17 protein-coding genes and 2 pseudogenes are annotated in these 22750 nt (G+C 44.2%); 10 read left to right on the top strand and 9 right to left on the bottom strand.

The window, feature by feature from the left end; genetic code table 11:
• Window positions 1-95 precede the first annotated feature (95 nt).
• The 5 genes and pseudogenes from IM450_RS04825 (at window position 96) to IM450_RS04800 (ending at window position 8458) form a co-directional block, all read left to right on the top strand.
• Window positions 96-1202, top strand: a complete 1107-nt coding sequence (locus tag IM450_RS04825; protein WP_287665103.1) for a hybrid sensor histidine kinase/response regulator — start codon at window positions 96-98, stop codon at window positions 1200-1202.
• 297 nt (window positions 1203-1499) lie between these two features.
• Window positions 1500-4286 carry a cation-translocating P-type ATPase gene (locus IM450_RS04820; protein WP_287665100.1) on the top strand — a complete coding sequence of 929 codons (2787 nt, stop codon included), beginning with the start codon at window positions 1500-1502 and terminating at the stop codon, window positions 4284-4286.
• A 468-nt stretch (window positions 4287-4754) separates the two neighbouring features.
• Entirely contained in the window at window positions 4755-5159 is a 405-nt protein-coding gene (locus tag IM450_RS04815) for a hypothetical protein (protein ID WP_287665097.1), read from the top strand.
• Window positions 5160-5190: 31 nt separating this feature from the next.
• A pseudogene (locus IM450_RS22665) lies at window positions 5191-8196 on the top strand (nSTAND1 domain-containing NTPase).
• A gap of 67 nt (window positions 8197-8263) precedes the next feature.
• Window positions 8264-8458 (top strand): hypothetical protein, encoded by a 195-nt coding sequence (locus IM450_RS04800; RefSeq protein WP_079209040.1) that lies wholly within the window; start codon window positions 8264-8266, stop codon window positions 8456-8458.
• Between the two features lie 69 nt (window positions 8459-8527).
• Here the strand turns inward: IM450_RS04800 and IM450_RS22660 are convergent.
• The 4 genes and pseudogenes from IM450_RS22660 to IM450_RS04780 all read right to left on the bottom strand — a co-directional run bounded on the left by IM450_RS22660 (window position 8528) and on the right by IM450_RS04780 (window position 10161).
• Window positions 8528-8953 (bottom strand): annotated as a pseudogene (locus tag IM450_RS22660) (PIN domain-containing protein).
• Complete coding sequence (locus IM450_RS04790; protein ID WP_287720593.1) at window positions 8940-9140, bottom strand: hypothetical protein; 201 nt, start codon at window positions 9138-9140, stop codon at window positions 8940-8942. Before IM450_RS04790 ends, IM450_RS22660 begins: the two are co-directional and overlap by 14 nt.
• 329 nt (window positions 9141-9469) lie before the next feature.
• Complete coding sequence (locus IM450_RS04785) at window positions 9470-9901, bottom strand: type II toxin-antitoxin system VapC family toxin (protein ID WP_287665087.1); 432 nt, start codon at window positions 9899-9901, stop codon at window positions 9470-9472.
• 8 nt (window positions 9902-9909) lie between these two features.
• The gene (locus tag IM450_RS04780; protein WP_008205084.1) at window positions 9910-10161 is read right to left on the bottom strand and encodes a hypothetical protein; all 252 of its coding nucleotides are present in this window, start codon (window positions 10159-10161) and stop codon (window positions 9910-9912) included.
• Between the two features lie 502 nt (window positions 10162-10663).
• Here IM450_RS04780 and IM450_RS04775 point away from each other — a divergent pair.
• From IM450_RS04775 to IM450_RS04765, 3 genes are read left to right on the top strand one after another with little or no spacing between them, the layout of a single operon-like run.
• The gene (locus tag IM450_RS04775) at window positions 10664-11410 is read left to right on the top strand and encodes a pseudouridine synthase (protein ID WP_002803891.1); all 747 of its coding nucleotides are present in this window, start codon (window positions 10664-10666) and stop codon (window positions 11408-11410) included.
• 25 nt (window positions 11411-11435) lie between these two features.
• Window positions 11436-12197 carry a helix-turn-helix domain-containing protein gene (locus IM450_RS04770; protein WP_287665081.1) on the top strand — a complete coding sequence of 254 codons (762 nt, stop codon included), beginning with the start codon at window positions 11436-11438 and terminating at the stop codon, window positions 12195-12197.
• A gap of 8 nt (window positions 12198-12205) precedes the next feature.
• Window positions 12206-13054, top strand: coding sequence for a hypothetical protein (locus IM450_RS04765; protein WP_287665078.1), 849 nt, complete (start codon window positions 12206-12208; stop codon window positions 13052-13054).
• A 37-nt stretch (window positions 13055-13091) separates the two neighbouring features.
• On the opposite strand, the gene IM450_RS04760 is transcribed toward IM450_RS04765, so the two are convergent.
• From IM450_RS04760 to IM450_RS04740, 5 genes are all read right to left on the bottom strand, one after another.
• Window positions 13092-13319: a hypothetical protein gene (locus tag IM450_RS04760; protein WP_002803885.1), complete on the bottom strand. Its 228-nt coding sequence runs from the start codon at window positions 13317-13319 to the stop codon at window positions 13092-13094.
• Between the two features lie 123 nt (window positions 13320-13442).
• Window positions 13443-14579, bottom strand: coding sequence for a hypothetical protein (locus IM450_RS04755; RefSeq protein ID WP_287665074.1), 1137 nt, complete (start codon window positions 14577-14579; stop codon window positions 13443-13445).
• Between the two features lie 474 nt (window positions 14580-15053).
• Window positions 15054-16046 carry an aldo/keto reductase gene (locus IM450_RS04750; protein WP_194013350.1) on the bottom strand — a complete coding sequence of 331 codons (993 nt, stop codon included), beginning with the start codon at window positions 16044-16046 and terminating at the stop codon, window positions 15054-15056.
• Between the two features lie 51 nt (window positions 16047-16097).
• Window positions 16098-19163 (bottom strand): efflux RND transporter permease subunit, encoded by a 3066-nt coding sequence (locus tag IM450_RS04745; protein ID WP_287665070.1) that lies wholly within the window; start codon window positions 19161-19163, stop codon window positions 16098-16100.
• 223 nt (window positions 19164-19386) lie between these two features.
• Window positions 19387-20847 carry an efflux RND transporter periplasmic adaptor subunit gene (locus IM450_RS04740; RefSeq protein ID WP_287665067.1) on the bottom strand — a complete coding sequence of 487 codons (1461 nt, stop codon included), beginning with the start codon at window positions 20845-20847 and terminating at the stop codon, window positions 19387-19389.
• Between the two features lie 263 nt (window positions 20848-21110).
• On the opposite strand from IM450_RS04740, the gene IM450_RS04735 reads away from it, so the two are divergent.
• Together IM450_RS04735 and IM450_RS04730 are read left to right on the top strand one after the other, a co-directional pair.
• Complete coding sequence (locus tag IM450_RS04735; protein WP_287665064.1) at window positions 21111-22445, top strand: SUMF1/EgtB/PvdO family nonheme iron enzyme; 1335 nt, start codon at window positions 21111-21113, stop codon at window positions 22443-22445.
• 96 nt (window positions 22446-22541) lie between these two features.
• Window positions 22542-22750 (top strand): hypothetical protein (locus IM450_RS04730; RefSeq protein ID WP_287720591.1); only part of this gene is annotated, 209 nt, incomplete at its 3' end.

Genomic DNA, 22750 nt, shown 5'->3' with positions numbered 1-22750 from the left:
TCCTCAAAATATAGTTAATTTTGTAACAGATGCGAGTGTCGCGTCTGTTTTTTTATACACTTTTACTAAATAGTTTGAGTTATAAAATAACAGGCATGACTCAACTCACACCGCGCCCTAGTGTCTTAATTGTCGATGATTTGCCCAATAATGTGCGGCTATTGTCGATTATGCTCACCGAGAAGGGATATCAGGTACGGAAAGCGATTAATGGACAGATGGCCCTGAATACAGTGCGATCGCTAATTCCCGATCTGATTCTCCTTGATATTAATATGCCCGATCTCAATGGTTATCAAGTTTGTGAACAGTTAAAAGCTGATGAAAAAACCAGAGAAATTCCCGTGATTTTTATCAGCGCTCTTGATGATGTCTTCGATAAAGTCAAAGCTTTTCAAGTGGGAGGTGTTGATTATATTTCTAAACCTTTTCAAGGGGAAGAAGTCATGGCCCGCATTGAAAATCAATTAACTATTTGCCGTCAAAAAAAACAACTACAAAACGAAATTAAAGAACGTCAAAAAACTGAGGAAACTTTAGAAATTTATCTTCATGCTGTCTCTCACGATCTCCGCAATCCCGTGATCGGGATGTTAATGATCTTAAATAATTTAATTAAAAATTCTCAGGGAGAAACTAAAGAAGTATCCCGGAAGATTTTACAACAGATGGCCGACAGTTGCGATCGACAATTAACTTTAATTGATTCTCTTGTCGAAACCCGACAAAATGATCTTTGGGGAGTTTCCCTAGAACTAAATCCTTTATCTCTCTACGAAATTGGTCAACAGATCGGTCAGGAATGGGAGTTAAGATTAAAGGAAAATCAAGCAACTTTAATTAATAATTTTTCCCCCGATTTACCCTTAGTTAATGCCGATGCTCACCATCTCTGGCGAGTTTTTGAGAATTTATTAGCCAATGCCCTTAAACACAATCCCCAGGGGATAATTATCACTTTCTCGGCTAGACTAGAGGGCAATTATCTCCGGTGTAGCATTGCCGATAATGGGGTGGGAATTAGCGAAACCCAGAGAAAACAATTATTTGATCGCTATCAACGAGGCAATAATAATAATCAGATTAGTTTAGGACTAGGTTTATATCTATGTCGTCAAATTATCCATGCTCACGGAGGGGAAATTGGCATTATGAATAATGACGAAAAAGGTTCACAATTTTGGTTTACTTTGCCCTACTAAGCTGTTGACTAAGTAGGTAGATGTTAAAAACTTTCAGACACCACCCTTATCAAGGGGGGATTAAGGGGGGATCGGCACCCCCCTTATCAAGGGGGGATTAAGGGGGGATCGGCACCCCCCTTATCAAGGGGGGATTAAGGGGGGATCTATCTTCAATTTAATTATAACCAGCTACTTATCTACATTACTCGTTAAGACTGTCTATGAGCAGGAAGAGCCAGTTTAAACATTTGTTTTTTCCTGTTACCAGGGAAAGAAACGGCTAAGATCTATTTAGATCAACTATCTTCACTTGCCATGGCCGCTAATGCCGACTATTCTGCCCATTCTAGCCTTAACTTGCAACAACCTTGGCATACCTATCCGGTGGAAACAACCCTATCTATCCTCGGTAGTTCGGCTGTTAATGGCCTCAATAGGGAGCAAATCGCCGAAAGAATTAAATATTATGGCAAAAATGAACTAAAAGAACGTCCAGGGCGCAGTAATTGGCAAATTCTCCTAGATCAGTTTACCAATATTATGCTCCTCCTCTTAATTGCCGTGGCCATAATTTCCGGAGGACTGGATTTACTGGAATTGCAGCGCGGTCATCTGGCTAAAATTGGTGTTCCCTTCAAAGATACGATCGCTATCTTAACAATTGTCATCCTCAATGGCATCCTCGGCTATCTGCAAGAAAGTCGCGCCGAAAAAGCTCTGGCCGCTTTAAAAAAACTTTCCTCTCCCCAAGTTAATGTTATTCGCGAGGGTCAACGCACAGAAATAGATGCGGTTAATCTCGTCCCCGGGGACATCATGCTGATTGAAGCGGGAACCCAAATCAGCGCCGACGGCCAAATTATCGAAGCTTTTAACCTGCAAATTCGCGAATCGGCCTTGACAGGAGAGGCAAATAGTGTTAATAAATCCGCCTCCATTGACCCCTTAGACAGGGATACTCCCCTTGGCGATCGCTTAAATTTTGTCTTTACTGGAACAGAGGTACTGCAAGGCCGGGCCAAGGTCATCGTTACCAGTACGGGGATGACAACGGAATTAGGCAAAATCGCTCAAATGTTAGCAACAGTCGGCAATGAACCCACTCCTCTCCAAAAAAGAATGACTCACTTGGGCAATGTCCTTGTTGCTGGTTCTCTCATTCTAGTGGCCCTGACTATTACCATCGGCCTGATCAATGCCGGTTGGTCGGCCCTAGAGGAATTAGTCGAAGTTTCCCTTAGTATGGCAGTAGCCGTCGTTCCCGAAGGATTACCCGCAGTTATCACCCTAACTCTCGCCCTAGGTACCCAACGCATGGTCAAACGTCAGGCCTTGATTCGTAAACTGCCGGCAGTAGAAACCCTTGGTTCCGTTAATGTGATCTGTTCCGACAAAACCGGGACGCTAACGGAAAATAAAATGATTGTACGCGAGATAGAGACAGTTAATCGCAGTTTTTTAGTTACTGGGGAAGGATATAGCCCAAAAGGACAATTTTTAGACTCCAAGCAACGGGCGATCGATCCCAAAACCGATCTAGAATTACATCGTCTTTTAATTGCCAGTATCCTCTGCAACGATGCCAGTTTAGACCTCGATAACGGTCACGATAGCATTTTAGGCGATCCCACGGAAGGAGCCTTATTAGTTTTAGGGGCGAAAGCGGGCTTAAATTTATCCCTAACCAAGCAAGAGTTCCCTAGAATCGCTGAAATCCCTTTTTCTTCCCAAAGAAAGCGAATGTCGGTCATTTGTCAAGGAGTCAATCGCGTACTATTTACCAAAGGTTCCCCGGAATTAATCCTTGAACAGTGTCTCTCCTACCAATCGGGATTAGAAAGTCTTCCTTTTGGGGATAGGCAAAAAGAAAAAGTCTTAGTCGCTAACAATGCTATGGCTAACAGGGGTTTACGAGTCTTAGGATTAGCCTATAAAACACTAATTTATCCGCCAGAATCAACTGAAATCAGCGAAGATGAGCTAATTTGGTTAGGAATGGTCGGTATGATCGACGCAGCGCGACCGGAGGTACAAATCGCCGTGGCTAGGTGTCGAGAAGCGGGAATCCGTCCGATCATGATCACCGGCGATCATCAATTAACCGCTCTAGCGGTGGCTAAAAGTCTTGGTATTGCCCAAGCGGGAGCTTTAGTCATCTCAGGGCAAGAATTAGATAAATTATCACCAATTCAGCTAGAAAACATCATTGACAAAACTAACATCTATGCCCGTGTTTCCCCCGAACATAAATTAACTATTGTCCGCGCCTTGCAAAAAAAGGGTAAATTTGTCGCTATGACCGGAGATGGGGTTAATGATGCTCCGGCCCTGAAACAAGCAGATATCGGCATTGCCATGGGAATCTCCGGCACCGATGTCACCAAAGAGGCTAGTGATATGATTCTCCTTGATGATAATTTTGCCACCATCGTCGCTGCCACGGAAGAAGGGCGAGTGGTTTATAACAATATTCGCAGTTTTATTAAATATATTCTCGGCAGTAATATCGGGGAAGTGATTACTATCGCTGCTTCGCCTCTTTTGGGTTTAGCTACTCCTCTCACTCCCCTACAAATTCTCTGGATGAATTTAGTTACTGATGGTTTACCCGCGTTAGCTTTGGCAGTGGAACCCGCTTCTCCTAATATTATGCGTCGCCCTCCTTTTAGTCCCCAAGAAAGTATTTTTGCTCGCGGTTTGGGCAGTTATATTGTGAGAATTGGGATTATTTTTTCGATTATTAATATCACTCAAATGTTAATCGCTGTGCGCTTGGATCCACTTTTTGGTAATACTGGTTCATGGAAAACTATGGTTTTTACTACTCTCTGTTTAGCTCAGATGGGTCATGCCATTTCCGTGCGATCGAGCGATCATCTTACCATAGAAATGAATCCTTTGACTAATCCCTATCTCTGGGTAGCAGTAACCCTGACGACAATTTTTCAACTGATGTTAATCTATGTTCCTGCTCTGCGGGATTTTTTCGGCACTCAATTTTTAACTAAAGAAGAATTATTAATCTGTTTGGGATTTAGTACCTTATTATTCGTTTGGGTGGAGTTAGAAAAATTATTTACCCGTTGGTATCATCGGCGATAATCAGGGAGCTTTTTTCATTGTTCAGTAAACAGTGAATTGAAAACTCAAATCCCATAACTGATAAACCCCATCCACAGGGAAAACCGTAGTTTGGCTTTTTTAGCTACGATTCTTATATAGGGTTTGCGGCAAAAAGTACGGGCGAAGCATTCGGATAGAAAATCTACGGTTTCATCGATAGGTTATTGCCCGAATGCTTCGCCCCTACAGGACGCGGGCCGATGAAGACGCAAGGTTTTGAAGCACGATTCTCTCAAAATCTTGCACCTGTTTCCAGAGAAAAGCCAGAAAGCCCCTACCTTGCCTACATTTCACATTTATTCAGCAAATCCTACATAGTAATAATTTTAAGGTTTAGTGCCTTGGCCGTGAAATTCCAGTTCTCTAGCTGATTGCGGTTTGGCTTACTATTAAAAACTGATTTGATCTAAGATTGAATCAGCAATATTGTATTGGGAGTATCAAACAATGGAACCAGTTTCTCTGATTATCACGGCCTTGACTGCCGGTGCGGTTGCTGCGGCTAAAGATACGGCGGAAAAAGGCGTTAAAGATACATATCAAGGTTTGAAAACCTTGATTAAGCGTAAGTTTGCTAATGATGCTTTAGCACAGGCAATGGTAGAGGCAAAACCAGAGGATATCAAGAAAGCTGAAGGTTTGTTAAAAGATAAAATTGTCGAAGCCGGGGTTGATAAAGATAATGAAATCACTAAATTAGCCCAAGATTTACTAGACAAGCTCCAAGAACAACCCGGTGGACAACAAATTATCACCCAAAATATCAGTAATGTTAAATATGCTGCTACCTCTGGCACGGGTAATGCTAGTATTAGCGGCATCACCGAGCATGGCACATCTAAGGATGACTGAGACTGTATTTTAATTAATCAGGATGGTTGATATGTCAGAACCAAGCGAAATTCAACAAAATATTACAGAAGCTCAATATGCTGCTGCCTCTGGGACTGGCAATGCAACCATCACGATTACCAATTACTATTATCGAGAAGAAGCAAGAATAGCACCTGCTGATTCTGCCGATGTTGCCGATGATAAACTGCCCTGTCCCTATCGTGGCTTGTTTCATTTTGGGCCAGGAGATGCAGAATACTTTTTTGGGCGCAAAAGCTTTATCACAAACCTATTTCAGGCAACCCAAACCCGTAATTTCATCCCCCTATTAGGTGCGTCGGGAAGTGGTAAATCCTCGGTAGTTTTTGCGGGATTAGTCCCCAAATTGCAACAAGAAGGTCACTGGCAGTTTACCCATTTTCGTCCCGGTTCTGACCCTTTTCATGCCCTAGCTTTAGCATTAGTTCCCCTTTATACAACTAATTTAAATGAGACAGAACGCCTCGCCCAAGCGCGTCAGTTAGCCAATTATTTGCGTGATGGCGATATTTCTTTAGCTGACGTTGTTGCCCAAATCCAACAGAATTATCCCAGTGAACGGGTGCTGGTAATTGCCGACCAATTTGAGGAACTTTATACCCTCTGTCCTGATGAAACAATCCGTCGTAATTTTCTCGATAAATTAACTACATCCCCTTTTGAAAGGGTAGGAATGGTGTTGGTATTAACGATGCGGGCGGATTTCTTGGGGAATGCTCTTTCCTATCGTCCCTTTGCTGATGTCTTGCAAAATACCGACTTGAAATTGGGGCCGATGAACCGAGAAGAACTCACAGAAGTTATTGAAAAACCGGCGCAAAAATTGGGGGTGACATTGGAAGCGGGACTGGTGAAACGCATCCTCGATGATGTGGAGAGTGAGCCGGGGAATTTGCCATTACTAGAGTTTGCTTTGACGGAATTGTGGCAGCGGCGACAGGGCAAAGAATTAACCCATCTGGCATATACAGAAATTGGCCAAGTGCAGGGTGCTTTGGCCCGCCATGCCAATGAAGAATATGACAAGCTGAGTGAGGCGCAACGGAAAGAGGTGCGGCGCATTTTCATCCAATTGGTACGCCCAGGGGAAGGCACAGAAGATACGCGGCGGCTGGCGACAAAAGCGGAATTAGGGGCGGTAAATTGGGCGCTGGTGAAACAACTGGCGGATGCGCGTTTAGTTGTCACCAGTCGCAGTGAAGAGGCACAGGTGGAGACGGTGGAAGTGGTGCATGAAGCACTGATTCGCAATTGGGGGGAATTGCGGGGCTGGATGGACACAGACCGGGTTTTTCGCGCTTGGCAAGAGCGATTAAGGGCAGGAATGTATCAATGGCAACAGATAGAAAATGGAGACGTAACTGGATGGGATGAAAGCAGATTGTTGCGGGGTACAGCGTTGGCGGAGGCAGAAGAGAAGCTGAAACAACGTCCAGAGGATTTGAGCGAAGGGGAGCTATTTTATATCCAAGTAAGTGTAAAACTGCGAGACAAAGAACAAAGGCGGCGAGAACGTGTAAGACGACAGACTGTTTATGTTTATGTACTAGCAGGAGGTTCGATTTTGATTTTAGCTTTGGGTATATTGATTCAATGGCAGAACGCCGAAAAGCGAAAAGAAATAAATAACCTTGAACGACAACTAGAGTACGAGATAGAGTCCGCGAAAGAACAAGTAGAGTCCGCGAAAGAACAAGCGAGGACAAGCAAAATTCATGAGAGAGGGAGAATGTGTTACCAACTCCTAAGAGATAGGAATTGGAAACAAGGTTATGGAACGGTTGAGGAGTATGAAGAAAACAAAAGAAGGTTTGATTATTGTGAGTCGGAATGGGGTAAATAAAAGTAACACCGTGTGCGACTTTTTCAAAACTCTGATTTCACAAGTATTTCAAAGATACGGACTTGGCACGTTATTAGTGTCAGTTTCAGTCCTGACGGCAAGACTTTGGTGAGCGGTAGTCGGGACAAAACTATCAAACTCTGGAATGTAAAAACAGGCCAAGAAATTCGCACCCTCAAGGGGCATAATGGCCCTGTCTATAGCGTTAATTTTAGTCCCGACGGCAAGACTTTGGTGAGCAGTAGTGATGACGGGACTATCAAGCTCTGGAATGTAGAAACAGGCGAAGAAATCCGCACCCTCAAGGGGCATGATTACCCTGTCAGAAGCGTTAATTTTAGTCCCGACGGCAATACTTTGGTGAGCGGTAGTGATGACAAAACTATCATACTCTGGGATGTAAAAACAGGCAAAAAAATCCACACCTTCGAGGAGCATAATGGCCTTGTCAGAAGCGTTAATTTTAGTCCCAACGGCGAGACTTTGGTGAGCGGTAGTTGGGACGGGACTATCAAACTCTGGAATGTAAAAACAGGCAAGGAAATCCCCACCTTCCATGGCTTCCAGGGGCATCATGACCGTGTCAGAAGCGTTAATTTTAGTCCCGACGGCAATACTTTGGTGAGCGGTAGTGATAACAAGACTATCACACTCTGGAATGTAGAGACAGGCGAAGAAATCCACACCCTCAAGCGGCATGATGGCCGTGTCAGAAGCGTTAATTTTAGTCCCGACGGCAAGACTTTGGTGAGCGGTAGTTATGACAAGACTATCAAACTCTGGAATGTAGAAAAACGCCAAGAAATCCGCACCCTCAAGGGGCATGATGGCCCTGTCAGAAGCGTTAATTTTAGTCCCGACGGCAAGACTTTGGTGAGCGGTAGTGATGACAAAACTATCAAACTCTGGAATGTAGAAAAACGCCAAGAAATTCGCACCCTCAAGGGGCATGATAACTCTGTCCGAAGCGTTAATTTTAGTCCCGACGGCAAGACTTTGGTGAGCGGTAGTTGGGACAACACTATCAAACTCTGGAATCTTGGGACAGACTGGGGTTTAAGTGATTTAATGGGGCGTAGTTGCGATTGGGTGCGGGTTTATTTGCACAACCCTAATTCTGGTGTCAGGGAGGAGGATAGGCATTTGTGTGATGGCATTGGTACAAAGAATTAATTGTCAGCTAAGTTAGTTCTGGTTAAGAAGATTTGGTCATGACTTCTACTATTTATCTGTTAAAAAAATGACAGGAGATACTTTATATATAAGCACTCAGGTTTTACCCGGTAATAAGATTGAAATTGCCACCCCTGAATTAAATGTGGGTGAGGTGTTTGAAGTTTTAATACTTGCCAAAACTCCTCAAGATAATAATGAATCTGATCCGTTAATAGGTTTATTTAAAATTTCCCCCAGAGGAATATTTAGCAATGATTAAACTAGCTGCATTGGTACGAATATCACCTAGTTAATGCTAAATTTATCATCATTAACCAGTAAAATAATTTTATTGCTTAAAGGGATTAATAATAGTGAATTTTTTATTAATAGTTAAACCATCCTGCATATCTTCTGAATACAAAATATTTGCATCAGAAAATAAAGCGCAAGCAATCACCAAACTATCCCAAAATGATAGATGATATTGAGTTCTCAGATTAGATGCAGATTCAAAAATATCAAGATTAAATGATATAACTTGATATTTTCAAAAGGAAATAATTAATTTAAACAGTTGTTTTTCATCAAGCTTATGCTTTTTAAGTAAATTACAAGAAACCTCATTAATTATTTGGGTACTGATAATGATGGACTTTTCTTTAATTAATTGTTTCGCTAATATTCTTTTAGTTTCTTCTTTTTTATCAGTGGAAAAAGCATAAAGCCAAATATTAGAATCAACAAAACAACTATGATTTTTAAATTCTGTCATAAATTTCTTCTCGTTTCATAAATTCTAAATTATCAACCTCTATAGGATTTTCCAATAGGTATTCAATCATATCAATTTCAGTTTCCCTTTTACTGAGTTGATTTTGAGCTTTAAATGCAGCAATAAGTACCTGTATCTGCTGAATTTGTTCAGATTTAAGTCCAGTTACATTAATATTTTTAATCATGGCTACATTGGAATAATTTTTACTTTAATTATACTAATTACACCCTATCACAATAATGCTCTTACTTTTTTACATCTTTGACTAAAATTATCGGTGTTTATGAAGAGTTATTATAGCCTAGTCTTTGAATTATAACAAAGAGAGGCAAACTCCGTCACTTACGTCCCCAATTCATCATCAATCAAAGTTTACCGCTTGGATAACCGAGAAATAACCCGTTTAAAGTCATATCCCCCCGTAAGCAAAACTAGCTCGACTTTTGTGCTTTTCTAAGCATACTGCCTAGTCAGGTTAAATAAAACTAAAGCTATTGAGAGAGAAATAAAAATCTACACTTCAACCAAATGAACCCAACTTAGAGAAGATTTAACGCTGTTAAATAAGCGTTTATCGCTAGTGTATAAATTTGCTTGAAATCGTTGAGCTAATACTAGATAATGGGCATCATAAGTAGCAGGAAGATTCAAGGTTTGCGAAATTTCTATTGCTTGGTAATGGAGGTAATGATCTCCATGAAACTGAATAGGTAAATCTAAGACTTCTGTAAGGAGGGTTTGCGCTTCCGTCTCCAAAATTTGACCAGCTTTTTTCAGATGATAAAATACGTTAGTGACTTCGTAACATAATAAAGTTGGTGCAATCACTAAATTTTCCTCGGTCATCCATTTTTGCCAGAGTTGACTGTACATTGTTACAGAAGGTTCAACCGTTGTTAAACGAACTATAAAACTAGAATCAACACAGATAAATGTATTAGTCATTATTTTCTCTATTCACTCACAATTTCTTCCATCAATTGCCGATCTCTTTCTTCTCTCATTTGATGAATAATTTCAGTAACATCGGTTTTAAATGGTTTTCCCTGACGACGTTCATAAATGGCTTTTCGAGTTGCGTCAATTCGTTCTAATGCAATTTCCCAAGAGGGGTGATCTTTGAGTTTTTTTCCTAACAATTCTTGTTCTTCTAGGGACAAGGATTTAATTGCATTAACTAGAGATTCCACGAGTTGAATATTCATTTTTTTACATCTTTGACTAAAATTATCGGTGTTTATGAAGAGTTATTATAGCCTAGCCTTTGAATTATAACAAAGAGACGCAAACTCCGTCGCTTACGTCCCCAATTTATCATCAATCAAAGTTTACCGCTTGGATAACCGAGAAATAACCCGTTTAAAGTCATATCCCCCCGTAAAAAAAATTAGCCCGACTTTTTTAACAATTGTCGGCAAAATTTTGCTTGCTTTTTTCACGGCTTTTTGCAATAATATTTTTATAAGACTTTATATATAATGGAGTGGCAGAGTTCACTAAAAAACGCACAGATTTCCATTATAAGAAAAGTATAACCGAAGCCGCCGCCCAAGTCAAGGGATTACTCCTCTTTTTTTTGAGAAGTTTTCAAAGAAAAAAAATCAAAGAGGCAGCCGGAGATATTCGGTTTTTCTTCACTATTTGGGCGAAAAAACCCTTTTAGGATGCCTATAATAGGAGATAGAAAGGGTTAAAAACTAAAAAAAAATGGCGGAGAGAGTCCAGAAAATCCTTGCCCAGTGGGGAATTGCCTCCCGAAGAAGGGCGGAGGAGATGATCGTAGCCGGCCGGGTGAGACGGAATGGCAAAATCGTGCAGTTAGGAGAAAAAGCCGACCCCGAAAAAGATCACCTAGAGATAGACGGAAAAAAAATTGAACCGGCCAATCGTCCCAAAAGATTGTATATACTGATCAACAAACCCATTGGTGTGGTTTCTACCTGTAAGGATCCACAAAACCGGCCGACGGTAATCGACCTTTTGCCCGACTCCCTCGCCAGCGAGACAGGGTTACATCCCGTAGGCAGGTTGGACATCAACACCACTGGGGCTTTACTCCTCACCAACGACGGTCAACTGACCCTCACCCTCACCCATCCCCGTTATCATTTGCCCAAAACCTATCGGGTTTGGCTAGATGGTGCGATTGATAGACTTGCTCTCCAGCGTTGGCGAGAAGGTATCCTCTTAGAGGGAAAAAAAACCTTACCCGCACAGGTTGAGATACTCAAGCAAACCGACCAAAAAACCCTACTAGAAGTTATTTTAGTGGAGGGAAGAAATCGGCAGATTCGCTCTGTAGCCGAAGAGTTAGGCTATCGCGTCCTGAAACTTCATCGCAGTGCCATCGGTCGTATTCAACTAAACTCTGGTAATAATTCCCCCTTACCCTTGGGTGATTACCGTTTTTTAACCCTTGATGAACTGAAATATTTAAAGAACCAGATTAACTAAGCTGAAAGTCAGCCCTAATAGCGATATGTTTCGCCTTCTCCAATCACAACTCGACCCCCAGCGTAAACAGCGAACCAAATTACTGGAAATCGGCGTTTATTTGCAAAAAAATCGCCTAGAACAGTCCCTTTCTCTCGAGGAAATTGCCCAGAAAACCCTAATCCCGCGCCATCGCCTAGAAGCGTTGGAAGCGGGGGATTTGGAGGCATTGCCCGAACCGATTTATATTCGTTGGTTAATCAAACAATTTGCCGATAGTCTGTCCCTGGATGGTGAGACGATTAGCCGACGTTTTCCCACCAAGGTCAATAACTTTTTTAGGGGAACAAAACCGTCTTTATCGCTGCCAAGTCTTCAAATTCGCCCGATTCATCTCTATTTTCTCTATTTAATCTTAGTTATTGGTTCCGTACAAACCCTATCCCACGTCCTGCAAAAATCGGTACTGCAATCGAATCGCTTACCGCCGCCTTCCTTGCCACAACAGCAAATTGTCCAACGGAAAAGCAATCCCCTTCAACCGGTAGCCAACAAAACCAGTAATAATCAGCAGCTGGTGGTGGGGGTAAAACTGGAGGATGACTGCTGGCTGCGGGTGGTGGTGGATGGGAAGACAGAATTTGAGGGTGTGCTGCCCCAGGGAACCCATCGCACTTGGCAAGCAAACCGAGAATTAACCGTGAGAGCGGGTAATGCCGGCGGGGTTTACGTTGCTGTTAATAACGCCAATGCTAAACAACTAGGGCAACCGGGCAAAGTCGGGGAAGTCACCTACCGGGCAAATTGAGCTAATTTATGCAAAAGGTCTTTTCACCCCTCGATCGCCTTCAGGGAGGGTTAATCGGGGCATATATTGGGGAATCCTTGCATAATCAACCCCTAATACCAGCCTTTAACTATGAGGCTACACCGAGGACGACCCTGCTTTTGCAAGCTCTGCAATCTCAGGAGGATTTTTCCCTTGCGATCGCAGCCAAGCAGCAGTCGGAATCGGCGTTATTATTTGTGCTGTTGCCGGAGATTTTAACCTGGCCTGACCATGGGGAACGTTGGCAAGCTAGATTAAATTTTTGGCTAAAAAAGGGCTTAATTTCCGAGTTAACCCGACAAGAAGCGATAATTTGGGGAGAGGCAGTGGGTCTGTTATTACAGGGAAAAAGGCCTTTAAATCAGTTAATGGGGCAATTACTAACTATTAACCCCAAGAATAAGCTATTAGAGCAGATTCAGTCAGCTTTAGGGCAAAATCATCCCTTAGAGTCCATTTTATCGGCTTGGGCGAAAGATATCTCACCTTTAGGAATTGCGATCGCAGCTTCTCTCTATACCTTTCTGCAAACGAGCGAGGATTTCGCCGTGAGCGTGCGTCGCGCTAATTCTAGTCCCTATCAACGGCAATTAACTAGCACTTTAGCGGGAATTTGGGCGGGATTGTACAACGGTATCGGGGGGATTCCCCTAGCTTGGCGGCACAATTTGCCGAAAGAGCCAGTTAAACAGCAATTAATGGATAAAGCTGGGGAAATCTATCGAATTTCCCTGGGTGTATCTCCTCATCTTGTCCTATCTCCTCACACTGCCGTCGCTTACGGGGGAACAATCCAACCCCGTCCTAGCTTAAAATTGGTCTCTCAAGACAGTTGAAGATCGCTGTTATTTTGCCATCAGGCACTCGCTGGCTTTAATAAGCGATTACATCTCCTTCTTCCCAGTCAAGGGGAACATGGGGGAGTTGCCCGGCAATAGACTGGCGTGTGCTGGCAGAAATGCCTTTGGTGAAGATGCGTAACACCAGCTGCCCTCTGGCATCTAGACCGATTCCGGTGCCAGTTACACCGGGTTGAGCCATCAACCAAGCTTCTTGGCTGTCACGCAAAGCCAACAACTGTTCCTGAGTATAATTTTTCATTGGTGTTACCTCTATTAAATCGATGGTCGGCGACAAATAAATTTTAGCTGAAACAACACCCGATCGCCTCTAGGATTCGGCGATCAGGTGTGGAGATTGGCCAGAGGAAAACTTGAGGGGGAATTAGCGACTGTTGACAAATCTCTGAATCGAAAGTTGCGAGATCACGGATCCGATCGGGTTAGCAAAGGTGATACTGTTGTCTGTTCGTCCTGCAAAGAGGAGGGCGACCGGTTGATTGCTGTTTGCCGTCACGATCAGTGAACCAGAGTCCCCACCGCGACTAAAAGGATTGCCGCCGATGCCACGGATGCCGATCTGATTGCGGAATTGGGCGGCACCGCAGGAGTAGCCGCCGACGGAGATGTTGACGTTAATATCGGTAATCGTGCCGATAGTTGCTTGGGTTGTCCGACCATTTTTCTTCACCGTCATACCTAGGCGGGCGGCGATCGGTGTAGGATTGAGGGTGTAGCTGACATGACGCGGATCGACAAAACTAAAAGCTGTCCAAGCAACGGCCGCATCTACCAAGTTAGGGCCCGGACAGTTGACCCGGACAAAATTTTCCAAGAGGGCGATTCGATCGCCGGGGACAACCCCACCATCAACCCGTCCGGGCTGGATAATCGGATCGCCGATACGGGCGTTGTTGGAATTGGCGATGACGTGGTTATTACTCAACAGGCACAGCTTATTATTGCGTAGCACTACCAGACAGCCAAGAGTCCCCGCGGTTACTTGCGGATGACCGATGGAGACACCACAACGAACTGGGCGCGCATAACGACGATTATATAACTGGGTGACGATCTCGCCCACTTCTTCTATTTCCACAGGCATACCCCCGATCGAGGTGGGTACGGCGGCAAAAGCACTAGCGGCAATTGTCCCGGCCACTTTTTCGCTGACGTAAACTTTCAGAGTCACATCGGGGGTAAGCAGTCCACCGACGCTACGAAAACCGATGCCAGTGCCGAGAATACGTTCCCCTCCGGTGTCATAGTCCGCAATCGACTCGGATAGGGAGGCGGTAAAGGTTTCACTGCCTCCGAGGCGCTGTTCTAATTCTTCTTGGGCTGAAAACCAATCTTGAGTGATACCGATCGTATCGATCGACTCGGAGGCTTCCATTACTTCTAAGGCTTGATTTTCGCTTCCCAAAGGCGCATTGGGATCAAATTCGATCACATCTTTATTCGTTGATGATTCCATAGTAGAACCCTCCCGCTCATCGGGCATTTCATAAGGTTGAGTCATTGTTAAAACCGCCTTGTTCACAAGTGTTTTACTGGGGTTATTATTCCCAAAGTAAGAGAACCGAACATAACCAATTGACTCCTCAACAATTTATTTCTCTTAACTGGAACAAACCTTAGCTATATGCTATCTATACCTCCTATAAATTGACCCCTGTAACCAAGATTTTGAAATATTTATTTGTAAAACTTTTTATATCTTTATTATCTCTTGTTGTTCGAGCGAACTCAATTATAGCAGTTATCTTAATGGTTATATAGGGTTTGTTGAATAAATCTAAAAACCTTGTTGGATAATATCTTTAGGCTTTTTTGACATCAAAAAGTACTGGTCTTTGGACTTATCGGGGGGAAATTGTCCCTCTTATTCTTTGTGTGATCAGTTTAACTTATAAGCGATCAATCTTTGTGTCCTTTGTGTCTTTGTGGTTCGTTCCACACCCCACACCCCACCAACAAACTTTTTCAGCCAACCCTACTTAGTTTGAAAAATATTTTGCACCATTTTTTTATCTAAACCTGCGGCAATTTTATCTAATTCTGCTATTTCCCCACTGTCTAAACTCCATCCTAAAGCACCTAAATTATCCTCAGCTTGTCGAACATTTTTAGCTCCGGGGATGGGAATTGTTCCCTTACAGATACACCAATTTAAGGCAACTTGGCTAATAGTTTTATTTTTAGCTTGGGCAATAACTTCTAGGCAACTAATCAGAGGAGAAATAGCGGGAATTAATTGACCAAAAAGGAAGCGACGTAATCCAGGGGGTAAGTTTTTATTATCTCGATATTTCCCCGTTAATAACCCCAAAGCTAGGGGACTATAGGCAATAATTTTAATGCCCAATTGATCACATAGTTCCTTTAATCCTAAGTCAGTGAGAGGATAGGTAGAAAGGAGAGAATACTGTACCTGTAAACTGGTAATAGGAATGCCGCGACTGGCAAACTTTTGATAGGCAGACTTCAATCTTTTCGGTCCAAAATTGGATAAACCGACTCCTTTAACTAACCCCTTTTCCAGACAATCCCCCAATCCGTCTAATAATCCTCCCTCCTGCCATGGCGCATAATTGCCCGTTGACCAGTGCATTTGCACTAAATCCACCGGGCGGCCTAGTCTGGTTGCCGAAGCTTGACAAGCTTTCACCATGGCATGACGGGTTAAACGCCAAGGATAAGGGGCGAGTTTAGTGGCAATACGGATATGATCAGCGTTATAACCGCTATATTCCCCTGTAAAGCGTCCTAATAGCTTCTCACTCTGTCCGTTGAGTTTGCCTGTGCCGTAGGAGTCTCCCGTATCAAATAGGGTGACACCCCGCTCGACGCAGAGATTAAAAACCGCTTGTAACTGGCTATCCATACTCTCATCGTAACCCCAGAGAAGACGATTTCCCCAGGCCCAAGTACCGCAGCCCATGGGGGGAAGGGATAGAGTTTGATGTGTGACTGTCAAGGGATTCATGGGTTAGTTTCTCTGGGTTTTTTCTCAAGCTTTCAGCAAGATATTTTACTACTAAATCGATGTGGGTTTTTGTTTAACAAATAATCCCCGCAACCAATAGTAAAAACTATCGATGTAAGTAAAGATTACCGGCACAACCACCAAAGTTAATAGGGTGGAAGTGGTAAAACCACCAATAACAGCAATCGCCATCGGTGCGCGAATTTCCCCATCTGCACCCAAAGCTAAAGCAATCGGTAACATCCCGGCAACAGTGGAAACGGAGGTCATAATAATTGGTCGTAAACGAGAGACTCCCGAATCAATCATCGCCTTAAATTGCGGTTTCCCTGACTCAATACCACTCAGGGCAAAATCTACTAACAGAATCGCATTTTTAGTGACTAACCCCATCAGTAAAACTATGCCAATTAAAGCGTATAAACCTAACTCTTTTTGGGTAATTAAAAGAGCGATTAAAGTACCACCAATCGATAAAGGAAGGGAAGTTAAAATCGCTAGGGGATAGAGAAAATTGTTATACAACAAGACCAGAATCCCATAGATAGAAATAATTGCTAAACTTAACGCCCCCAAAAAACGAGCAAAGATATCGCGCATAATGCGAGCATCACCAAAGGGTTCTTCTGTCACCTCTGGGGGTAAGTTTTTCATGATTGGTAAAGCGCGAATTTGTGTCACCGCACTTCCCAAAGAAACTCCCTCTAAATTAGCTCCAATATTAACCTGACGTTGACGGTTAAAGCGTTGAATTTCCGCAGGTCCACTACCTAAGCTAATTGTCGCCACCGAGTTAAGCGGTACTAACGTCCCATTACTGCTAGGAACCCGCAAATTTTGCAGAGTTTCTATCTCGCTGCGTCCATCGTTGGCAATTTTTACCCGGATGGGAATTTGTCGGTCAGCAAGGTTAAATTTAGCTAAATTAAACTCATTATCGCCGATTAAAGCTAAAGATGCAGTACGGGCGATCGCTCTGACCGAGACTCCCTGATCAGCAGCCCGGACAGGATCCGGTTGAATAATAATCTCCGGTTTAACTAAACTTACCCCGGAACTTACCTCGACAAAACCGGGTAAAGCCCGCATTTCTCGCTCTAATTTTTGGGCAGTTTGGGTTAAAACATCGCCATTTTCACTTTTTAGGACAATAGCCACATCTTTGCTACTTCCTGCTCCCCCCTGCGCCCGAAAAGTCACTCTTGCCCCCGGTATCTTCTGGAAATCCCGACGGGTTTGTTCCTCAAATTGCCGTTGAGTTAGCGATCGCTGTTCCTTAGGAACTAAATTAACATATATTAACCCCGTGTTTACCCGCCCCGAATCTCCCGGAATAGCCAAAACATTAGCGACGGCGGGATTTTTTTGCAGTAAACTATTCACCTGATTGGCCACGGCAACAGTATCATTCAAAGTCGCACCGGGAGGCAATTCTAGGCTTATGGTACTTAATCCAGTATCCCCGGAACTAAATAACCCTTTTGGAATCAAGGGAACTAACTGTAAACTACCGATAAAAAAGGCCAAAGCCGCCAATAAAGTCAGGATTCGATGACGTAAAGCCCAAGTTAACAAACTTTTGTAGGGACGAAAACGGGGGCGCGAGGAGGGATTACTATCACCGGTTTTCAGCTTTTTCGGCTGTAAAATATAGGCACTTAACATCGGGGTGACGGTGACAGCGATCAAACTGGAGAATAGGGTAGAAACCGCCACCGTAACGCCGAAAGGTTGAAAGAATTGCCCCGGCACACCGCCCATAAAAGCAACCGGCAGGAATACCGCCATAATTGCCGCTGCACTGGCTAAAACGGCTAATCCAATCTCTTTTGAGGCATCAAAGGCCGCTTGCAGGGGTTTTTTACCCATAGCTAAATGTTGATCGATGTCCTCCACCATACACACCGCATCATCCACCAGATTACCCAAAGCTAAAGCTAACGCCAGTAGGGTCATGCCGTTAAGGGTATAATTCAGGGACTGCATCACCCAAAAAGTCGGGAAAATGGACAAAGGCAGGGCTAAACCCGTGATAATCGTGGCGCGCCAATTGCCTAAAAATAGACCTACCGTGATCACCGTCATCATACAACCAATCAGGAGATCGCTAAGAAGGCTTTCGTAACTAGCACGAATTGAGTCAGCACGGGTAAAAATTAATTGAAATTTAATATCTTCGGGGAGTTTTTTCTTTAAATTCTCGATTTCTTGGCGCACTGCTGTTTCTACCGTCACCAAGGTGCTGCCAGTCCCCCGTAGAATCGAAAAACCCACCACTGGCTGCCCATCTAAGAGGGCCATTTGTCGAGGATCACTGGAACTATCGCTAACTGTCCCTAAATTGCTTAAGGGGACGCTATCACCGTTAGGTAAAGAGATTTGATAATTTCTTAAATCTTCGATCGTTTCAGCGCTGCCGAGGGTGCGGACAGTTTGTTCACTGCCGGCGATTTCCGAGCGCCCTCCGGGTAAATTAATATTAAAACTGCGAATTTGGTCATTAACTGCCGTGGCCGTGATACCGTAGGCGATCAGACGGCCAGGATCTAAATCTACACGCACTTCTCGATCGACTCCCCCAACGCGATCGACTCGTGCTACCCCCGGCACTCCCGTTAAAGCGCGGCCAATTTGACGATCAACTAGATCACTTAATTCGGCGATCGATCTTTTCGGGGAGGAGATGGTGTAGTTCATCACCGCACCCCCGGCAAATTCTAAACGTTGGACAATTGGATCATTAGTATCTTGGGGTAAATCCTGCCGAATTTGCGCTATGGCATTGCGTACATCATTTGTAGCGCGATCGCTGTTAGTGCCGAGGATAAAGTTAACGGTGGTGGTGCTGCTGCCTTCGTTAACGGTAGAAGTAATTTGATCGATATTACCCAAAGCAGCCACCGCATCCTCGACTTTTTTGGTGACTTGGGTTTCCAATTCCTCTGGACCTGCGCCGGGTTGATTAACGGTGATAATCACGGCCGGAATGTCAATATTAGGAGAGCGATCGATCCCTAATCCTAGAAAGGCAATGTATCCCATTAGGGCCATAACCAGGGAGATCAGGATCGTCGGAATGGGATTTTTGATAGACCAATTAGAAATATTAAAAGCCATAATTTCAGTTATCAGTTATCAGTTATCAGTTATCAGTGGGTAAGTTATCAGTTACCAGATGTGAGTTTTCAGTTACCGGTTATCAGTTATCAGATTTGAGTTTTAAGTTTTAAGTTTTGAGTGAGCAGTATATATTAAGTGAGCCTGATCAAATGGCAGTTTGCTACTGTCTTTTCACCGATCACTGATTACTGATTACTGTTTACTGATCACTGATTACTGATTACTGATCGCTGATTGCCGTAATTTTGTCGCCATCACCGAGATAGGCTGCCCCTTTGACCACAATGCGATCGCCCGCTTGTAAACCGGTGAGAATTTCCACGCGGTTATTGGGCATAATTTGACCTAATTGCACAGTTTTGGCGGTAACAGTGTTATCAGGTTCCACTAAATAAACTAGAGCTTGATTATCTTTTTGAGGTAAAACCGCGGTCATGGGGACGGTTAAACTATTGCTAATATTTGTCACGATCGCACCTCGTAAAAACATCCCCGGTTTTAACCCTGTATTGTCGGTTAAATCGACTTTAACCGTTGCCTGACGGGATGCCTCATCGACGATGGGATTAATTTCGCGCACCTGTCCCGATAATTTTAAACTGCTATTAGCATCGGAAGTGATAGTAACGGGCGCTCCGACGCGGATTAAGGGCAATTGATTCTCAGGAACCCGCAATCTTAGCTCTAAACGCCCATTTTCGATGATTTTAAAGAGAGCATTTTGACCGTTGGTGGTATCCCCGATGCGGCCATTTCTTTCGGCAATTTTGCCACTAACCGGGGAAATCAGGCGCGTCTCGTTTAATTGGGCTTTAACAATGGCTAAACGGCTTTGAGCTTCCGCTAATTGGGCTGTAGCTTGGGCGATCACTTCGGGACGATTGCCGGCTTGCAATTGTGCCAGTTGCTGCTCTGCTTCTCCTAAACGAGATTGGGTCTGTTGTACGATCGCCGCTTTGTTTCTTTCTTCGTTGAGGACTTCATCGAGACGATCCCGGGCGATCGCTCCTTCCGCTTCTAAACTTTGGTTTCTCTGGACCCGTTTTTTAGCCAAATCCCAATCCGATCGAGCTTGACTAATTTCGGCTTTTATGCGTTGAATAGTTTGTTTAGCTCCAGCGATCTCCTCTTTACGGCTACCCGCTTGCAATTCTGCCAAACGCGCTCGTGATTGGGCGACATTTGCCTGTGCTTGGGTTAATTGCGCTTGTAGGACGGTATCATCGAGACGAGCGAGAATTTGACCTTGGCTAACGATATCACCCTCATCGACAAAGATTTCTTTGATTTGTAGTCCTGTCGCTTGGGAAAGAATCGGGATTAATTCATCGGCTGCCACGCTTCCAGTCGCTTTCAGGGTGCGGGCCACGGGAGTGGATTCTACCCTAGTGGTGGTTACTGTTTGTGCTGGTGCCTCATTTTTTGCCGCTACGGGCTGAGTATTGGGGTTTTGGGCTGTTTGGGGTCGATTAGCGAAACGAGTCGCCCCTAGGGTCAATAAAACCCCCAATCCCACACCGATAAATAAACCCTTTCCTCCCGATAGCCAAGAGTTGGTTTTTGTCGGTTTTGGCGAGTATTCGGTTTTCTCTGGCTCAATTTCAGGATTAAGTGCGATAATTTCGGGAACTAGCGAATTATCGGCTGAATGCTGGTTATTTTCTAGGGTATCTGGCCGCACGGTCTGCCCTCTCGGTAGATTCTGGATAAAATGTTAAGTTTTGTATCCATTTATAATCTAACGGAAAAAGGTCGCGGGTGGGGAAAGTGAGAAAGTGGACTTGCTGTAAAAATCCCAAATTGTCCTGGTTGGTGAGGAATCAGTAGTTAGGAGACTCCGAGACAGGAGAATTAAGAATGAGTAATAATCAATTAAATGGTTTATTTAGAGATTTTCTGCCAGTTAATCTGGCTCTCCCCTACTTGTGGTCATAAGAAAAAGTTATGAAAAAGTCAGAGATCCAAATTTTCTTGGCCCATGCCAGTGAGGACAAACCAGCAGTTTTGGCACTGTATAACCGCCTCAAGCAAGCGGGATATAAACCTTGGTTGGATAAAAAAGACCTGATTCCGGGTCAAATTTGGCGAGATGAAATTCCGAAAGCGATTAAAGCTAGTCAGATTTTTCTCGCCTGTCTGTCAGGGAAATCGGCTAATAAACAGGGATACATCCAACGGGAGTTGAGGATTGCACTTGATACCTTCGGAGAGATGCTACCGGGGACAATTTTTTTTATTCCCATGAGGTTAGAAGAATGCGAAATTCCTGATCTGCGAATGTCAGAAGTTGGCTTGAATCTGCGAGATATTCACCGGCTTGATTATTGGGAAGAAGACGGATTTGAGCAACTAGAAAGAGCAATTGGCTATCAGTTCAAGCTTGAACCAGAAGAGCCAAAACAACTGTTATCAGTATTTAACTTTGAGATCGTGCGAGTAAATGCGAAGGGTGAGCAAATCAAAAAAGAGTCGAAACAGTCCCAATATTTCAGGGAAGATCTGGGCAACGACATCACCTTAGAAATGGTTGCCATTCCGGGGGGAACTTTCCTGATGGGAACAGAAGATGAGGAAATCGAAAGACTGGTGAAAAAATTTAACCTGGACGGATTTAGATGGGAAAGACCTCAACATCGAGTAACCGTTTCTTCTTTCTACATGGGACGTTATCCCATCACCCAGTCCCAGTGGAAAGCGATCGCCGCAACCGCTAAAATAGACATCGACCTGGAGACAAACCCTTCTAAGTTCAAAGGGGATGAGCTACCCGTCGAACAAGTCAACTGGTACGATGCGATCGAATTTTGTGCAAGATTATCGAAGCTGACCGGAAGGGAATACCGACTACCGAGTGAAGCGGAATGGGAATATGCTTGTCGTGCTGGAACCACTACCCCATTCTACTTTGGGGAAACCATTACGGGGGAATTGGCCAACTACCGTGCCAGCGAAACCTACGCCGGGGAAGCGAAGGGAGAATATCGAGAAGAAACGACTCCCGTGGGACAGTTTCCCCCAAACGCCTTCGGACTCTACGATATGCACGGGAACGTCTGGGAATGGTGCGCCGATACCTGGCACGATAATTATGACCGTGCGCCGAGGGATGGCAGTGTCTGGATAAAAAATGGGGATGATAATTGTTCTCCTATGCGGGGCGGTTCTTGGTGCAGCAATCCGGATGTCTGCCGTTCTGCTTTACGCCTCTGCAGCGACCGCCCCGACAGCTACAGGGACGACGGTTTTCGGGTAGTCTGCGTATTCGGGAGAACTCTCTAACCCTTTTTCCTTTTTCCCCTTTTACCCTCATTCCCTATTTTTTCTCTTTTCTTTTCTTTCCCGCCCTTAGGCGGGTCGATTTTGTAGGGGCGAACTGTGGTCAGTGAGTTTATCGAACTGCGTTCGCCCGCCGGCAATAATCGGGTTAATCACGGGATTGGGGTTTTTTGGGGGTTTTTTGGTGGGGGTTGGGCGCACGCGGTGCGCCCCTACGGGTTTTGGGGGGGGTTTTTTGGGGTTTTTTGGTGGGGGTTGGGCGCACGCGATGCGCCCCTACGGGTTTTGGGGGGTTGGATTTTTTCGGG

This window comes from Microcystis sp. M083S1, assembly GCF_020246405.1.
GTDB classification, from domain to species: Bacteria; Cyanobacteriota; Cyanobacteriia; order Cyanobacteriales; family Microcystaceae; genus Microcystis; species Microcystis aeruginosa_C.
Note: the sequence above shows the minus strand (reverse complement) of the source record. Positions and strands in the feature narration are given on the sequence as shown.

What these genes read in the sequence shown, in the direction of transcription:
- IM450_RS04745 (WP_287665070.1), bottom strand. Translation starts at nt 19,163, where the DNA reads ATGGCTTTTAATATTTCTAATTGGTCTATCAAAAATCCCATTCCGACG.
- IM450_RS04750 (WP_194013350.1), bottom strand. Translation starts at nt 16,046, where the DNA reads ATGAATCCCTTGACAGTCACACATCAAACTCTATCCCTTCCCCCCATG.
- IM450_RS04820 (WP_287665100.1), top strand. Translation starts at nt 1,500, where the DNA reads ATGGCCGCTAATGCCGACTATTCTGCCCATTCTAGCCTTAACTTGCAA.
- IM450_RS04760 (WP_002803885.1), bottom strand. Translation starts at nt 13,319, where the DNA reads ATGAAAAATTATACTCAGGAACAGTTGTTGGCTTTGCGTGACAGCCAA.
- IM450_RS04815 (WP_287665097.1), top strand. Translation starts at nt 4,755, where the DNA reads ATGGAACCAGTTTCTCTGATTATCACGGCCTTGACTGCCGGTGCGGTT.
- IM450_RS04785 (WP_287665087.1), bottom strand. Translation starts at nt 9,901, where the DNA reads ATGACTAATACATTTATCTGTGTTGATTCTAGTTTTATAGTTCGTTTA.
- IM450_RS04790 (WP_287720593.1), bottom strand. Translation starts at nt 9,140, where the DNA reads ATGATTAAAAATATTAATGTAACTGGACTTAAATCTGAACAAATTCAG.
- IM450_RS04755 (WP_287665074.1), bottom strand. Translation starts at nt 14,579, where the DNA reads ATGACTCAACCTTATGAAATGCCCGATGAGCGGGAGGGTTCTACTATG.
- IM450_RS04800 (WP_079209040.1), top strand. Translation starts at nt 8,264, where the DNA reads ATGACAGGAGATACTTTATATATAAGCACTCAGGTTTTACCCGGTAAT.
- IM450_RS04775 (WP_002803891.1), top strand. Translation starts at nt 10,664, where the DNA reads ATGGCGGAGAGAGTCCAGAAAATCCTTGCCCAGTGGGGAATTGCCTCC.
- IM450_RS04780 (WP_008205084.1), bottom strand. Translation starts at nt 10,161, where the DNA reads ATGAATATTCAACTCGTGGAATCTCTAGTTAATGCAATTAAATCCTTG.
- IM450_RS04765 (WP_287665078.1), top strand. Translation starts at nt 12,206, where the DNA reads ATGCAAAAGGTCTTTTCACCCCTCGATCGCCTTCAGGGAGGGTTAATC.
- IM450_RS04825 (WP_287665103.1), top strand. Translation starts at nt 96, where the DNA reads ATGACTCAACTCACACCGCGCCCTAGTGTCTTAATTGTCGATGATTTG.
- IM450_RS04770 (WP_287665081.1), top strand. Translation starts at nt 11,436, where the DNA reads ATGTTTCGCCTTCTCCAATCACAACTCGACCCCCAGCGTAAACAGCGA.
- IM450_RS04735 (WP_287665064.1), top strand. Translation starts at nt 21,111, where the DNA reads ATGAAAAAGTCAGAGATCCAAATTTTCTTGGCCCATGCCAGTGAGGAC.